Origin of the sequence: Myxococcus sp. AB036A, from assembly GCF_006547355.1 — a bacterium.
Lineage (GTDB): Bacteria > Myxococcota > Myxococcia > Myxococcales > Myxococcaceae > Myxococcus > Myxococcus virescens.
Genome location: NZ_VHLC01000017.1, coordinates 48938 through 62884 on the forward strand (window position 1 = coordinate 48938; position 13947 = coordinate 62884).

The window sequence follows — 13947 nt, forward strand, 5'->3', positions numbered from 1 at the left end:
GACGGGCCACGCCAACGGTGGCTCGCTGCCTGTCGACTGTCGCGTCAGCCCGGCGATGCCCGCCGGAGGAAGAGGAGCAACCCATGAAGAAGAAGCTGCTGCTGTCCGCGGTGATGACGTCTGCGCTGTCCCTGGTGGGCTGTGGTGAGAGCGACCCGGTGGACAACACGCCCAACCTGAGCACGCCGCAGGGCATCCTGGCGTTCGTGGAAGGCAAGACGCTGACGATGACTGGGGCCAACATTCCCAGCCATCCGAACGGCTTCAGTGAAGACATCAACTTCGGTGCCAGCTCGCAGTGTTATCAGAGCGTCACCATGACGGTGCAGGGCGGCAACTTCCGGGTCGACAGCATCCCGGGCACCATCGAGGGCGCGCCGAACGCGGGCATGTCCGGCACCTGCAACCCCGAGCTCCCGCAGAACGCGCTGTCCTTCACCTCGACCGTCGTGAGCATCGAGAACGTGCAGGGTGACGGCGAGTGCTTCGACGTCGCGTTCACCTACCCGGGCTTCCGGCAGGTGGGCCGCGGCGCGTTCTCCGCGGACCGGCGGACGCTGGACCTGGAGCTCTTCTTCGAGGGCGGCGCTACGGGCGCCAACTGCGCGGCGGGCGGTGTGGGCTCGGCCACGGTGAACCAGGTCATCGGGGGCGAGAGCCGGCCGTTCGATGGCAAGGCGGTGCAGCGCTACACCATCGGCGGCTAGCGTGAGTCCCGCTGGAAGGGAGGCGTGCTCCTCCTCCCTTCCGCGTGGGGCCCGTGCCCGGCGGGTGCCGTGTGGCGCGGGCGCGGCAGAGGTGGAGCACGGCCTCGCGAGGCGGGCAGTCCGCGGGCCACGGAAAAAGTCGAGCACGCAGACGTTCGCAGTCCGGCCGGAAGGCTGGGAGCGCCCCCGCGCATGGGGCCGAGGTGTTTATGGCACGGTGGTGGTTGTCCGAGGCACGCAGGGCGGCGCGGCGGTCCGCGGGAGCCCTGGCGTTGGCGCTGGCGGGTGTGTCGCTTCCGGCGGCGGCGCAGAGCACGCCGGTTCCCGGCCTTTACTACGGTGAGTGGAACGACGAGGCGAACCGCGACGAGGACGCGAAGCCGAGTCAGTTCAGCCTCATCAACTACTTCTTCACGCGCGTGTCGGTGCAGAACCAGGTGGGCGACCCGGCCGGCCTTCGCGGCGTGTCGCTGGGCCCCATTGGCATGCCCGCGGGAAGCGCGGTGCGCGCCGAGCCCGGCCTGTCCGCGTACTTCATCGAGCAGCGGTGGATTCCCGTCATGGAGTACAGCCCCCACTTCGTGGACGGACTGGCCTCCTTCCGGGCCCAGTTCGAAATCGACTACATGTGGGGCCGGTCGGCCAACGCGCTCCAGCAGAACGAGGGCGGCGGCTTCAACGCTGACCAGGTCAACATCCAGACGAAGAACGTCAACGTCGCGCTGTATCCCACGCGCAAGCCGCGTGAGTTGACGTTGCTGGTGGGCACGCAGCCCGTCTACGACAACGTCTACGACCCCACGCGCACGCCGCTGTCGGACATCACCCGCACCGGCTACAAGATGAGCTTCCTGGGCAGCGACGCCACGGGCATCTCCATCTTCAGTGGCTACAAGGGCCTGGCCAAGCTGAGCCTGATGCCGCTGGGCACCGCGCAGGCGGACAAGGGCACGCGCAACGACCCGCGCCTGAAGTACATCTGGCTCATCACCGGCGACTACGTCTACCCGGTGCGGCCCAACACCAACGTGGGCCTGTCGCTGTGGTTCCTCAACGACCAGACGAAGGGGGACGCCTACGCCTTCGAGGGCCTGGTGAAGAGCGGTCCGTCCTCCACGGGTCTCAACACCTTCACGGGCACGGCGCGCTTCGACATCGCGCGGCCCACGGGCAACGTCTTCTGGGCGGGCGCCAACTTCAACCACAACATCGACTTCCGCACGGGCCGGTTCGGCGCGTCCGGCTTCGTCATGTACAACGGCGGCAAGTACGTCAGCGACGACCCGGAGCGCTCCGCCATGGCCGAGCTCAACATCTCCGGCCTCTCCGCCAACCTGGAGCTGATGTACCAGTGGGGCCGCGGGCCCGCGGACATGCTCACGCTGGAGGGCATGTACACCACCGGCGACGATGACCTCTCCGACAGCCGTTACACGGGGGCCTTCACGCTCAACCAGTACGGCCTGCCGGGCGCGGTGTGGTTCAACCACAAGATGCTCATCCTGTTCCCGTTCACCAGCACGGTGAACAACTACACGGGCGCGGTGACGGACATCTCCAACCAGGGCTACGGCATGCGCGCCGCCATCGCCACCGCGGCGTGGGACATGGTGCCCAACAAGCTGAACCTCAAGCTGGGCGTGGGCACCGCCACCTCTGACGCGACGCCCGTGCGGTGGACGCCCGAGGTCGAGCGCGGCCGGTACATCGGCACCGAGGTCAACGCGGAGCTGCGCTACCACATCCGCTACCTCATGACGGCCGGCCTGCACGCGGGCTACCTGTTCCGGGGCAGCTTCTACGACGGCTCGCCCACCATCCGGACCAATCCCTTCTCCGTCTTCACCACCTTCACCTGGTACGCGTTCTGACCATGAGCACCTCCCGCGCATTCACGGCCCTGCTCCTCGCGGCGGGGCTCTCCTCCGCCGGTTGCGTGCGCTCGTACGCGCACCAGCCCGCGCTCTCCTTCCAGGATTTGGACTACACCTCCGAGGGCTCGAAGCAGCCCTGGCCGGTGAAACGGATTCCGCTTCCGCGCACCGCGAATCAGTACGGCATGGCCGTGGTGCCAGAGATGGCCTACGTCGACATGCCCGGCAGCGGCCCGGACGCGAAGGCCGTCGTCTTCATCCACGGCCTGGGTTCGTACCTGAAGTTCTGGCGGGCGCAGCTGGACGCCTTCCAGCAGCAGGGCTACCGCGTCATCGCGGTGGACCTGCCCGGCTACGGCAAGTCCGACAAGCCCGGCACCTTCCCGTACACCATGGAGGCCATGGCGGACGCGGTGCTGGAGCTGGTGGACGGCCTGGGCCTGGACAAGCCCGTGCTCGCCGGTCACTCCATGGGCGGGCAGACGTCGCTCTCCTTCGCCATCCGCTACCCGGAGTCGCTGAGCGGGCTGGTGCTGGCGTCGCCCGCCGGCTTCGAGAAGTTCAGTTGGCGGGAGAAGGAGTGGTTCGCGCGGGCGATGAGCTCCGAGTTCATCAAGTCCGCGCCGGAGGCCAGCATCTGGGGCAGCGTGCGCCAGGCCAACTTCATGCACTGGCGGCCGGAGCTGGAGTGGCTGATTGAGGAGCGCGTGCGGCTGGCGAAGTCGCCCGAGTTCGATGCCTATGCCTACGCCAACGTGCGCACGGTGCGAGGCCTGTCCCACAACGACTTCGTGCGCGACAACCTGAACCGCGTCACCGTGCCCACCGTCATCATCTACGGCACGGATGACCGGCTCATCCCCAGCCCCTTCCTCCACGGCGGAGAGGCGCGCGGCATCATGGAGTACGGCGCGTCCCACATTCCCGGCGCGAAGCTGGTGGCGCTGGAGGGCTGTGGGCACACCGTGCAGCTCGACTGTGCGGAGCGCTTCAACGAGGCGGCCTTCGCGTTCGTCCGCGACGCGGCGGCGGGGCGCATCGAGGTGCCTTCCGCTCCCGCGAAGGAGGAGGCGCCGCGGCCGGAGTCTCCGCCCGCGCCGGCGTCCGAGCCGCTCACGCCGGAGAGCCTGCCTCCGCCCACGCCGGGCCAGGAAGGCGAGCCGACGCCGGGCGTGCTGCCCCAGCCGTAGTGGGGTGTTGCGCCGGTCCACCTCCACCCTTTCGCGAGGGTGGAGGTGCCGGGTGCGGATGACTACGGGATGGTGTGGTTGACCACCATGTCGTACTGAACCTCGGCCGTCAGGTCCTTCGAGTTGAAGTGGCCGTAGGGGTAGCCGGTGTAGCGCTTCTCACCCGTCTGCCCGGGGATGCGCGACGTGTACTCACCGTAGACGATGCCGTCGTAGCCGATGATTTCGTCCGCCGTGGAGTAGATGGTGTAGCGGAAGGCGCCCTCGTAACCGCTCGTCGAGCGCAAGTCATTGAGGTACGTCGAGCGGCCGGTGACGCTGCCCCAGAAGAGGTAGCCCGGGTACAGGCCGTTGGTGGAGCCGCAGGTGGGCGTCGTCGGGCCGGACATGTAACAAGACGTCAGGCCCAGGTTGGCGCCGGCGATGCCGACGAAGGTGTCCACCGAGGACGTGAGCGGCGCGCCCACGTTGTATGTGCCGCCGTCCGCCGCGTCGTGGGCCGTGCCGCCGAGGATGGCCTTGCGCGCCAGCGTCACGCCCATGGAGTGGGCGATGATGTCCACCTTCGAGGCCCCGGTGTACGCCTTCACCGCCTCGATGAACTTGCGCACCTTCATCACGTTCTGCTTCGAGTGGTACTGGTTCGCCGACTGGAGCGCGTTGGCCGGGCCCCACGTCGTCGCGTACAGCTCGCTCGTCTTGTAGCCCCGCGAGTGGAAGTACTCGAGGGAGTTGGTCCAGCCTGTCTGGCCGAAGACCGAGCCCACCGCCTTGTCCGAGTTGCCGTGGATGAAGATGACGGGCTGCTTCGTCACGGTGTCGGAGGCGCTGGCCTTGCCGCCGTAGCTGCCGCCCGTGAGGTCCGTGCGAACGAAGTCGTAGCTGTTGTAGCCGTTGGACGACAGCCAGTTGCGGAAATGGGTGGTGGCGCCGGAGGTGGAGACCGCCGCGGCTTCCACCTCGCCAATCGTCTCTTCGTGGGACGCGATGTCCTCGCCGCAGCCGGTGGTGATGCCAAGCAGCAGCGTGCTCGCGAGATACAGCGAAGGCCTCAGTCGCATGGGCATACTCCTTCGTTTGTTTGGGAATTCGATACACAGTCTAGAGACATCGCTCGCGCGCGTCTTCCGCTGACTGGACGTGCGCGGACGTTGTCGCGTTGCGTCGCGTGGTAAGCAACGGGCCATGCGCGCACGCAAGGTCGTCATCCGGAAAGCAGGTGGGTATGAGCAGCTCCACCTTGAAGAGGTGAATCAGGATTCACCTGGAATCGGTGAGGTCCGGGTGGCCACCGAAGCCATTGGGGTGAACTATGCGGACTGCGTCATCCGCATGGGGCTGTACGCCTCCGCGAAGGAGTATGTGGGGTGGCCCATCACCCCGGGCTTCGAGTTCGCCGGCCACGTGGATGCCGTGGGACCGGGCGTGGAAGACCTGGCACCCGGAGCGCGAGTGTTCGGCGTGACGCGCTTCGGTGGTTACGCCACCCACGTCACGGTGCCCCGTCACCAGGTGTTCACATTGCCCGCGCGGCTGAGCATGGAGCAGGCCGCGGGGTTCCCCACGGTGTTCCTCACCGCGTACTACGCCCTGTTCGAACTGGCGCACCCGCAACCGGGGGCCAACGTGCTGGTGCACTCGGCGGCCGGAGGCGTGGGTGGGGCGTTGCTCCAGTTGGGCCGCATCGCCGGGTGCCGGATGGTGGGCGTGGTGGGTGGGACGCACAAGGTGGAGACGGCTCGCGCGCAGGGGGCGGAGGTCGTCATCGACAAGAGCCGGGAGGACTTGTGGAGCGCGGCCAAGAAGGCGGCGCCCCGTGGGTATGACGTGGTGCTGGATGCGAATGGGCCGTCCACGCTGCGCGACAGCTACAAGCACCTGGCGTCGCCGGGGAAGCTCGTCATCTACGGCTTCCACTCCATGCTGCCGCGCACCGGTGGGCGGCCGAACTACGCGAAGCTGGCCTGGGACTGGCTGCGCACGCCACGGTTCGATCCGCTGACGCTCACCAACGACAACACCAGCGTGCTGGCGTTCAACCTGTCGTACCTGTTCGAGCAGCGCGCCGTGTTGGAGGAGTCCATGGCGCGGCTCTTGGGCTGGTTGGAGGAGGGGAAGCTGGTGCCGCCACCGGTGAAGTCGTTTCCGTTGGACGCGGTGGCGGATGCGCACCGGGCACTGGAGTCCGGCGGCACGGTGGGGAAGCTGGTGTTGGTGCCGTGAGGGCGTGCTTCAGAGGGGGAGCTGCGCGCCCTGCAGGGTGAGGAGGCTCTGCGGGACGACCCATGCCGCCTCCGGGTCGGAGAGCACGCCGAGGTACGCGCCCGGCACCACATGGGGGCCGTGCGCCACCGGGACTCTCAACCGGAGGGGCACCTTTCGCGGCGCTGGGTGGGACGGGTGCCACGGGGTGACGTGGAGGTCGAGCAGGTAGTGGGTGCTGCGGCCGTCGCTGTCCCGCACCTGCTCCACGATGGCCGAATCCGTGATGCGCGCCCACGTCAGGATGGCGCGGCGCACGTGCTCAACGTGTTCGGCCTGGTTGTGCTGGCGGGCTTTGCTCTCCTGGCTGAACCGGAGCGCGGCGAAGATCCACGCCACCAGTCCGCCGATGAAGCCCACCATGGCCACGGCACGCTCGTTTTCGTAGAGGGCGTAGGCGCCCAGTAACGGAAGGCCGATGCCGATGATGATGGTGTTCGTGGTCCCTTGATAATGCGCGGGCGGCTTCGGCTGAACGCGCAGCGGTGGAGGCGGCCACGGTGGCGTGGCGCCCTCGGCGAGGGTCGACGGCGCGGGGCTCAATGCAACGAGCTGGGTGTTGTGGTGCGAGAGCATGTTCGTGACGACTTTCTGTGTGCCTGGGGTGACGCACATTCAGGCCGTGCTGTGTGTGTGTCCCGGTACGTACTTTCAAGCACGCGACGGCACGGCCGAAAGCCCCATTCTATCGAGCGGGCCGAGGCGCCTGTGGGGGAGCGGAGTCCTTCGCGGGAGGCCCCTGGGGGCGTGCGCGCTGGCGCTCCCGCATCATCGCGTCGATTCGGCGGCCCAGCGCAGGGATTCGCTGCGTGTAGCTGATGGACGTGCTGACGTAAGGGAAGCCGTCTTCGCCCTTCGCGAAGTCCGCCGCGTCGGCCACTTTCGCGTCGTAGTAGCGGTAGCCCAGGTTGGACAGGAACACGACGATGTATCGGCGCCAGGGCTTGCCGGGCAGGGAGCGGACGATGCCGCCGTCGCTGCCGTAGTTCTCCGTCAGCCCTGTCTTATGGAGGAATGTGACTTCCGCCGTCGCGTTGCAGGGGCGCGTGTCCCGGCCGAAGGCGGTCTCCGCCGCCGTTACGGTGCCGTCCTCGGAGTTCACCCATCGAGTAGGGACGGCCGCGGGGATGCCTGGCTCCGCGCGGGCATCTCCGCACAGCAGCGTGGATGACAGCGCTTCGTGCAGGGCCTGGTCGGCGAGCAGGGATTGGAGGTGGGACCTGGACGCGCCAGAGAGTTCCTTCGCCGTCACCTCGCGGCCTGAGGCGGTGCGCCAGAGGACACCGGGGCCTCCTTCGATGAGCAGCAACAGCCGCGCTGTATCGAGCGCTGTCATGTGAATCTGGCCGGGGTTCCAGCTCCGGCCTGTCACCGGGGACGTGCCATGGACTTGCAGCGTGTCCAGGCCCAGCGCCGCCAGCTCCGCGTTGAGGCCCGCCATCGCGCCTTGTTCGTGGAGCAGCTTCACCAGGGCCTCGGTGGCGGTGTTGTCCGATTCGGTCACCATTGGCTCCAGCCAGTCACGTATCGGGCGCGTGCCCTTGTCCTCGGTGTCTCGGAGGAAGCGCCAGGGCTGGTCCCACGTGAGGTGACCCTGGTCCACCCACCGGAGGACGCGAAAGGCGATGAGCAGCTTGAAGAGCGAGGCGGGGTAGGGCGCCATGAAATGGAGCGGCGCTTTGTCTCGTCCGGGGACCAGGGGCTCCGTGGGTGTGGCGTCGTGGGCGCCGCTGTCCCGATGGTCCAGATTCCACGCTGTGTAACGCACTGCCGTGGTGCCCAGCGTTTCGACGTCGATGGGGACGATGGCGCCAGTTGGGTAGTCGCGCGACAGCAGCACGTTGGCGGCGGCCGTGGGGCGGCTCCGGGCATCCAGTTCGATGACGGCGACGTCGACGTAGGGCGCGTGGGCGATGCGCGCACCGTCGCGCTTGAAGTCGAGCACCTGGTCAAAGCCCGCGTCCCGCACGGCCGCGAGGAGTGACTGCTCCAGCGTGGCGGAGGCTTTGGCGCGGCGTGTGCGTTCAGCGCGCGGGAGCCGCGTGGATGCGGCACCTGCTTCCGCACACAGCAGGAGGAGCATTGCGACGAGCAGCCATGGGTGGGATGGGGGCTGCATGTCGTGTGGCCCTCCGAACGGGTGGGGCGGTGACGGTGAGGCGGGTTGCTTGCCCGCTTCCCTTTCCTGAGCCGGGCGCGATGCCGCCGGGTTCAGCTAGCGTGGATACCATGCCCATCGTCCATGACTGGCTGGCACGGCGTGCCGCGCTGGCCCCTGAGCGTACCGCCCTCATCGACGCCGACCATGGCGAGCGACGCATCTCCTTTCGTGAATGGAACGATTCGGCTTCGCGTACCGCCGCTTTCCTCCACCATGTGCTGGGCGTGGGGCGAGGGGACCGTGTGGCGGTGCTCGCCTACAACTGCGTCGAGTTCCTCGACCTCTTCTTCGCGTGCGCGAAGCTGGGCGCCGTCCTCCAGTCTCTCAACTGGCGGCTGAGTGCCGCGGAGCTGGGAGCACTACTCGCGGATGCCGAGCCAGTGGTGTTCGTCTTCGGGCAGGAGTTCCGAGCCCAGGTGGAGGCCGTGCGGTCTGGCGCGTCCTTCGTGCGCCACTGGCTCAGTCTCGCGGCTCCAGGGCCGCGCGAGCGGGCCTTCTCCGAGCGCGACACGCAGACGGACGTGGCCCTCCCTCCGCTGGAGCTGGAGGAGGATGCCCCATGGGTGCTCTGCTACACGGGTGGAAGCACCGGTCTGCCGAAGGCTGCGGTGCTCACGCACCGCTCCATCACCGCCAACGCGGTGAACACGGTGATGGGCTGGGGCCTGACCGCCGATGACGTGGCGATCCTCAACGCGCCGTTGTTCCATGCCGGAGGACTCAGCGTCTTCACCGCGCCGCTGGCCTACGTTGGCGGCGCATCGGTGGTGTGCCGGGGCTTCGATGTGGAGGGCGTGTTCGACCTCGTGCAGCGGGGCGTGGTGAGTCTCTTCTTCGGCGTGCCCACCATGTTCATCGAGATGCAGCGCCACCCGCGCTTCGATGCCGTGGACCTGTCACGCCTCAAGCTGGTCATCAGCGGCGGCGCGCCCTGCCCGGCCCCCGTCTTCGAGCGCTTCTTCGCTCGGGGCGTGGACTTCAAGACGGGGTATGGCCTCACCGAAGCGGGCCCCAACAACTTCTGGCTTCCGCCGGAAGACGTGCGCCGCAAGCCGGGGGCGGTGGGCGTGCCGCTGTTCCACGTCGAGGCTCGCATCGACGGTGAGACGCAGCCGGGCGACGTGGGCGAGTTGCTCTTGCGAGGCCCTCACCTGTGCGCGGGCTACTGGCGCCGTCCGGAGGACACCGCCCGCACCTTCGCGGACGGCTGGCTGCACACCGGCGACCTGGCCACGCGGGACGCGGAGGGATGCTTCCGCATCGTGGGCCGCAGCAAGGACCTCATCATCTCCGGCGGTGAGAACATCTACCCGTCGGAAGTGGAGAGTGTCCTCGCGGGGCATCCCGATGTGGCCGAGGTCGCCGTCATCGGCGTGGCGGACCCCAAGTGGGGGGAGACGCCGCGCGCGCTCGTCGTCGCACGGCCGGGGACCTCGCCTTCGGCGGAGGCCCTGCTGCGCTTCTGCGATGGACGGCTCGCTCGCTACAAGACGCCGAAGTCGATTCGTTTCGTGGAAGCCCTGCCGAGGACCTCCGCCGGCAAGGTCGACCGGCGCGCGCTCGGTGCCGCGCACGGCGCGCCCTGAGTTGCCCACAAGTCCTCCCCAGGCCCGTGTCCCTGGCGGCTGCGCATCCGTTCGTGCCGGGCCGCCGAGGTGCCGGTCACGCGGCAGGCCATCTTTGTCGAGCTGGCTGACGACGGAAGAGGCGCGTCAGGGCCTGGAGCGAGTCTGCACGCCCACCGCCAGGATGCGCATGGCCCGGACGTCCACGGCGTAGGTGGTGATGTCTCGAAGCGGCTTGCCGGAGATGGCTTCCACGGAGAGCGCCGGTGATGGCGGGCAGACGGTGTCGTTCTGCTGGAACTCAACCAGGACCACGCCCTCCGGCCCCGGCGCAGAAGTCACGTCGTAGGACTGTGGCAGGTAGAGGCATGCCTCGTCGGGGCGAACACCCGGGGGGATGGCTGCACCGCGTGGCCTGAAGTCATCCATGGCGAGTTGGATGGCCGCGGCGGTGTTCCCTTCCAGGTGAAGCATCCCTTCTGATGGGAGTTCGAGTGGGAAGGTGAAACCCGCCGCTTCTTCGGGTGTCGCTCGGGGAAGGAGCGGCGCGGTTGTGGCGCAGCCCACCGACAGGGCTCCGAGCATGAGGAGCGAAAGCGGCCCAGAGCGCGTCATGGCTGCTGCACCGCCAGGATGCGCCACGCGCGAGTGTCCACCGCATAGGTGGCACCCATGTCGGTGACGGGGCCGTCTTGCATGCAAGCACCTGCGCTGACGGAGAAGCGAACGAGGAGGATGCCTCCTGGCATGGGGGCGGTCCTCACGTCATAGGACTGTCGCTGGTTCAGGCAGACCTCCACGGGGGAAGCGTTGCCGGGGATGCGAAGGTGCCTGGGACGGAAATCATCCATCGCCAACTGGATGGCGGCCGCCGTTGCCGAAGGAATCTCGTGTCGGCCGTCAGCAGGAAGCGCGTCCGGGAACTTGAACCACGCTGCTTCTTCCGGTGCGGCGCGTGGAAGCGTCGCGGAGCGGGGGATACATCCCGACAGCAACATGCAGAATGAGAGGACCTTGAACTTCATTCCGTCACCGTGGTGATGCGGCCGGTGGCCTTGTCTTCGGGAAGGATGCGTCCAACGAGTCTCCATTGCCGGGCCTCCCGGACGTACAGTTCGCCAGGCCGGGCCTCATTCGCATGGGGAACGAGCTTGTGGATGATGCACCGGGCGTCGAACTGGATTCGGATGAAGTACCGCTGAGTGTTCGCTCTGCGGTCCTCTTCCGACATGGGGGACGGCGACCAGGGGTGGCTGTGATAGTCGGCGATGACCGATGCTCGGCCGCGTGTGTCCTGGACGCTCATGGGGGCATAGCAGGTCTTTCGCCTGCTGGGGCCCACAGGGCGTTTCGTGCCCAGTGGAGACGGGAAGCTCGCGTGGTAGATGCCATCGCCCAGGGAATAGAGCGCCCCGCAGTACTCCTGGCCATGGTCGCGGTCCGTCGCGCCCGGTAGCCGCATGATGGCGGGGCAGAGCTGGTCGATGACCACGTCGATGTCATCGGAAGGGGAAATGGCCTCCCATGGCCCCCGGACCCAGACACGCCGGCTGGTGGCGTTCGCGAAGCCATAGTGCTCGGCTTCACGGGGCATCCATGGGGTGCCAGCGCGCACGGCGACTCAGAGGCTGGCGAAGCGCAGGCACCGTTGGTGGCGCAGTCCTGGGAGGTTGGCGGCCATGTGGGCCGCGGCCAATTCACCCCCGCGCCGTGAAGCGTCCGGCCAGGTCCTTCAGCTTGGACGCCCGTGCCCGCAGGTCTTCCACGGAGCGGGCAATCTGCTGCACGCCAGCCACCGATTCCGTCGAGCGCACCGAGAGCGCCTGGATGCTCCCGGCGATGCTCTCCCCCGACGCGGACTGGCGCGTGTTCTCGTCCGCCATCCGCTCCACCTTCCCGCCAATCTCATTCACCCCCGCGAGCAACCGCGACAGCGCGTCTCCCGCCGCCGAGGACAAGCCCAGCCCTTCTTGCGCCGCCGTGGTGCCCTGGCGCATCAGGTCCGCCGCCGCCCGCGTGTCCGCCTCGCTCCGGCTCAGCAGCGTCTGCACCTGCCCCGCCGCATCCCGCGTCCGGTTCGCCAGCTTGCGCACCTCGCCGGCCACCACCGCGAAGCCCTTGCCGTGCTGGCCCGCGCGCGCCGCTTCAATCGCGGTGTTCACCGCCAACAACTGCGTCTCCTCCGCCACCTGCTGGATGAGCCGCAACATCTCCGCCGTCACCCGGCCAGAGGCTTGCAACCGCTCCACCGTCCGCGCCGAGCCCTCCACCACCTCCACGATTTCCGCCATCTTCCGCAGCGCCTGGCCCACCGCCGCGCCCCCCTCGCGCGCCACCTGACCGTTGTCCGCCGCCGTCTTCGCCGCCGTGCGCGCCGCCTCCGCTCCCTGCGACACCCGCGCGCTCATGCCCTGCACCGTCTGCGCCGCGCGCTGGAGTGAGTCCGACTGCTCCCGCGTCGTCACGGACAACGCATCCGCGGAGGCTCGGATGCGCTCCGCGTCCGCCGCCGTGGCGCCCGCCGCATCCACCAGCGCCGCCACCACCTCGCGCAGTCCCGCCACCATGGTGTTGAAGGCCGCCGCCAACTGGCCCACCTCGTCCGTGGAGCGCACCTCCACCCGGGCCTCCAAATCACCGCGCGCCACCCGGTGCGCCGCCTGCGCCAGCTCCCGCACCGGCCGCACCACCCGGCGCGACAGATATGCGCCGGCCATCAGCGCGAGCGCCAGCGCGCCGCCCACCGCCAGGAGGATGCGCTGGCGCACCGCCGCCACCTCGCGCTCGATGTCCTCCACGTACACGCCCGTGCCCAGCACCCAACCCCAGGGCGCGAAGAGCTTCACGTAGCTCTCCTTCGGAATGGCCTCCGGCGAGCCCGGCCGCGTGGCTTCGTAGGACACCGCGCCCTGGCCCTGGGCCCGCGCCAGCGTGACGATGTCCACGAACACCGGCTTGCCGCGCACGTCGCGGTAGCCCTTCAGGTCCTTGCCCAGCATGTCCGGCAGGTGCGGATGCATGACGAGCCGCGTGTCCAGGTCGTTGACCCAGAAGTACTCCACCTGTGAGTAGCGCAGCTGCTCCAGCAGCGCCGCGGCCTGCGTCTGGGCCTCCTGTCGCGTCAGCGCGCCCGACCGCTCACGGGCCTCGTAGACCTCCAACACGCCGTAGGCCGTCTCCACCGCCTGCTTCAGTCCCAGGATGCGGTCCGTGCGGAGCTGCTCCCGCAACTGCGGCAAGACGAACCCCAGGATGACGACGAGCAGCGGCAGCGCCACCACGCCCATCGCCACGCACAGCTTCACCAGCAAATTCCGGCCGACCGCCATCGGCCCTCAGCGTATCCGCCGCGTCGTCACCGTGCTCGTTCACCTGAGTCTGGAAATACCCCCGGTGTCAGTCCTGCAGGGGGTTCGCACACCCGGTGAGGTCTCCTGCGATTCATCAAGTCCTGTATTTCCAGATAGATATGAAGCGTGGTGAACCGCTTCTGCGCACGTTGAAAACATGAACCAACCCTAGAGGGCGGGACAGCGTGCAGGACTCGACGGAACCGTAGGAAAGTCGCCGCACAACGTGTCAGGTCCTCCTGGCACCCAGGCGACTGCATGGGCCCGGAAGGCATGCGGAGGCCTCTCACTCGACGTTTTCCGTCGAGAAAAGGCATCGGCCGCGCGTCGTGGATGGACTCGCGAAGTCCACTGCGTGCACAGCAACCCTATGGGTGAACAATTGGAGACTGACCCGGCAAGTTCTGTCTGTCTGCCCCCATACGTCCTATGCCAGCGGCCAAACGTTCCGGGTCGGTAAGGCATGGACAAGAAACTCGCAACCACAATCGGAGCTGCCGCGCGCGTTGCTCGCACCCGCCTGGAGCTCACCCAGGCGGACGTGGCTGAGCGTATCGATGTGGCCACCGAGGTCTACGGGCGCTTGGAGCGCGGCGGGATGCTGCCCAGCGTGCAGACGCTGCTGAAGCTGTGCCACGAGCTCCACGTCTCAGCGGATGAGCTCCTGGGGCTCTCCGCGAACGCCGTCAACGGGGGCGCGCGTCCCGGTGACCCGCCCGCCTCGCCGCAGGAGCGCCCCGAGGTCCGGCGCCTGCTGCGCACCGTGCGTCCGCTGGAGCCCGCGAAGGTGAAGCTGTTGGGGCTGGTGGCCAACGCGCTGAACCGCCGCTGAGCCTCC

Annotated in this window: 13 protein-coding genes; 6 read left to right on the forward strand and 7 right to left on the reverse strand. The window is 68.2% G+C overall.

Translation table 11 applies throughout. From position 1 onward, the window contains the following. Positions 1 to 17 precede the first annotated feature (17 nt). The 3 genes from FL344_RS09685 (at position 18) to FL344_RS09695 (ending at position 3771) form a co-directional block, all read left to right on the forward strand. A complete protein-coding gene (locus tag FL344_RS09685) occupies positions 18 to 707 on the forward strand; it encodes a hypothetical protein (protein ID WP_140786679.1) in 690 nt (229 codons plus the stop codon). Positions 708 to 916: 209 nt separating this feature from the next. Continuing rightward, positions 917 to 2578, forward strand: a complete 1662-nt coding sequence (locus tag FL344_RS09690) for a hypothetical protein (protein ID WP_228564907.1) — start codon at positions 917 to 919, stop codon at positions 2576 to 2578. 2 nt (positions 2579 to 2580) lie between these two features. Then, positions 2581 to 3771, forward strand: a complete 1191-nt coding sequence (locus tag FL344_RS09695; protein ID WP_141618306.1) for an alpha/beta fold hydrolase — start codon at positions 2581 to 2583, stop codon at positions 3769 to 3771. A 62-nt stretch (positions 3772 to 3833) separates the two neighbouring features. Here FL344_RS09695 and FL344_RS09700 read toward each other — a convergent pair whose 3' ends face one another. Beyond that, complete coding sequence (locus FL344_RS09700; protein ID WP_194863057.1) at positions 3834 to 4832, reverse strand: lipase family protein; 999 nt, start codon at positions 4830 to 4832, stop codon at positions 3834 to 3836. A gap of 124 nt (positions 4833 to 4956) precedes the next feature. Here FL344_RS09700 and FL344_RS09705 point away from each other — a divergent pair, with 124 nt between their 5' ends. After that, complete coding sequence (locus FL344_RS09705; RefSeq protein ID WP_141618308.1) at positions 4957 to 5994, forward strand: medium chain dehydrogenase/reductase family protein; 1038 nt, start codon at positions 4957 to 4959, stop codon at positions 5992 to 5994. 9 nt (positions 5995 to 6003) lie between these two features. On the opposite strand, the gene FL344_RS09710 is transcribed toward FL344_RS09705, so the two are convergent. Both FL344_RS09710 and FL344_RS09715 read right to left on the reverse strand, forming a co-directional pair. Beyond that, positions 6004 to 6609 (reverse strand): hypothetical protein, encoded by a 606-nt coding sequence (locus FL344_RS09710; RefSeq protein ID WP_228564908.1) that lies wholly within the window; start codon positions 6607 to 6609, stop codon positions 6004 to 6006. 109 nt (positions 6610 to 6718) lie between these two features. After that, positions 6719 to 8152, reverse strand: a complete 1434-nt coding sequence (locus tag FL344_RS09715) for a serine hydrolase (RefSeq protein ID WP_228564909.1) — start codon at positions 8150 to 8152, stop codon at positions 6719 to 6721. A 110-nt stretch (positions 8153 to 8262) separates the two neighbouring features. Here FL344_RS09715 and FL344_RS09720 point away from each other — a divergent pair, with 110 nt between their 5' ends. Next, a complete protein-coding gene (locus FL344_RS09720; protein ID WP_141618310.1) occupies positions 8263 to 9780 on the forward strand; it encodes a long-chain fatty acid--CoA ligase in 1518 nt (505 codons plus the stop codon). Between the two features lie 126 nt (positions 9781 to 9906). Here FL344_RS09720 and FL344_RS09725 read toward each other — a convergent pair whose 3' ends face one another. The 4 genes from FL344_RS09725 to FL344_RS39895 all read right to left on the reverse strand — a co-directional run bounded on the left by FL344_RS09725 (position 9907) and on the right by FL344_RS39895 (position 13088). After that, positions 9907 to 10233, reverse strand: a complete 327-nt coding sequence (locus tag FL344_RS09725; protein WP_228564910.1) for a hypothetical protein — start codon at positions 10231 to 10233, stop codon at positions 9907 to 9909. A gap of 137 nt (positions 10234 to 10370) precedes the next feature. After that, positions 10371 to 10784: a hypothetical protein gene (locus tag FL344_RS09730; RefSeq protein WP_228564911.1), complete on the reverse strand. Its 414-nt coding sequence runs from the start codon at positions 10782 to 10784 to the stop codon at positions 10371 to 10373. Beyond that, complete coding sequence (locus FL344_RS09735) at positions 10781 to 11353, reverse strand: hypothetical protein (RefSeq protein WP_141618311.1); 573 nt, start codon at positions 11351 to 11353, stop codon at positions 10781 to 10783. The genes FL344_RS09730 and FL344_RS09735 overlap by 4 nt, the downstream gene beginning before the upstream one ends. Positions 11354 to 11456: 103 nt before the next feature. Next, positions 11457 to 13088, reverse strand: coding sequence for a methyl-accepting chemotaxis protein (locus tag FL344_RS39895; RefSeq protein WP_141618312.1), 1632 nt, complete (start codon positions 13086 to 13088; stop codon positions 11457 to 11459). A 484-nt stretch (positions 13089 to 13572) separates the two neighbouring features. Here FL344_RS39895 and FL344_RS09745 point away from each other — a divergent pair, with 484 nt between their 5' ends. Continuing rightward, positions 13573 to 13941: a helix-turn-helix transcriptional regulator gene (locus FL344_RS09745; protein ID WP_140859971.1), complete on the forward strand. Its 369-nt coding sequence runs from the start codon at positions 13573 to 13575 to the stop codon at positions 13939 to 13941. The last annotated feature ends 6 nt before the right edge of the window (positions 13942 to 13947 follow it).

What these genes read in the sequence shown, in the direction of transcription:
- FL344_RS09730 (WP_228564911.1), bottom strand. Translation starts at nt 10,784, where the DNA reads ATGAAGTTCAAGGTCCTCTCATTCTGCATGTTGCTGTCGGGATGTATC.
- FL344_RS09705 (WP_141618308.1), top strand. Translation starts at nt 4,957, where the DNA reads ATGCGCGCACGCAAGGTCGTCATCCGGAAAGCAGGTGGGTATGAGCAG.
- FL344_RS39895 (WP_141618312.1), bottom strand. Translation starts at nt 13,088, where the DNA reads ATGGCGGTCGGCCGGAATTTGCTGGTGAAGCTGTGCGTGGCGATGGGC.
- FL344_RS09690 (WP_228564907.1), top strand. Translation starts at nt 917, where the DNA reads ATGGCACGGTGGTGGTTGTCCGAGGCACGCAGGGCGGCGCGGCGGTCC.
- FL344_RS09725 (WP_228564910.1), bottom strand. Translation starts at nt 10,233, where the DNA reads ATGCTTCACCTGGAAGGGAACACCGCCGCGGCCATCCAACTCGCCATG.
- FL344_RS09720 (WP_141618310.1), top strand. Translation starts at nt 8,263, where the DNA reads ATGCCCATCGTCCATGACTGGCTGGCACGGCGTGCCGCGCTGGCCCCT.
- FL344_RS09710 (WP_228564908.1), bottom strand. Translation starts at nt 6,609, where the DNA reads ATGCTCTCGCACCACAACACCCAGCTCGTTGCATTGAGCCCCGCGCCG.
- FL344_RS09715 (WP_228564909.1), bottom strand. Translation starts at nt 8,152, where the DNA reads ATGCAGCCCCCATCCCACCCATGGCTGCTCGTCGCAATGCTCCTCCTG.
- FL344_RS09735 (WP_141618311.1), bottom strand. Translation starts at nt 11,353, where the DNA reads ATGCCCCGTGAAGCCGAGCACTATGGCTTCGCGAACGCCACCAGCCGG.
- FL344_RS09695 (WP_141618306.1), top strand. Translation starts at nt 2,581, where the DNA reads ATGAGCACCTCCCGCGCATTCACGGCCCTGCTCCTCGCGGCGGGGCTC.
- FL344_RS09745 (WP_140859971.1), top strand. Translation starts at nt 13,573, where the DNA reads ATGGACAAGAAACTCGCAACCACAATCGGAGCTGCCGCGCGCGTTGCT.
- FL344_RS09700 (WP_194863057.1), bottom strand. Translation starts at nt 4,832, where the DNA reads ATGCGACTGAGGCCTTCGCTGTATCTCGCGAGCACGCTGCTGCTTGGC.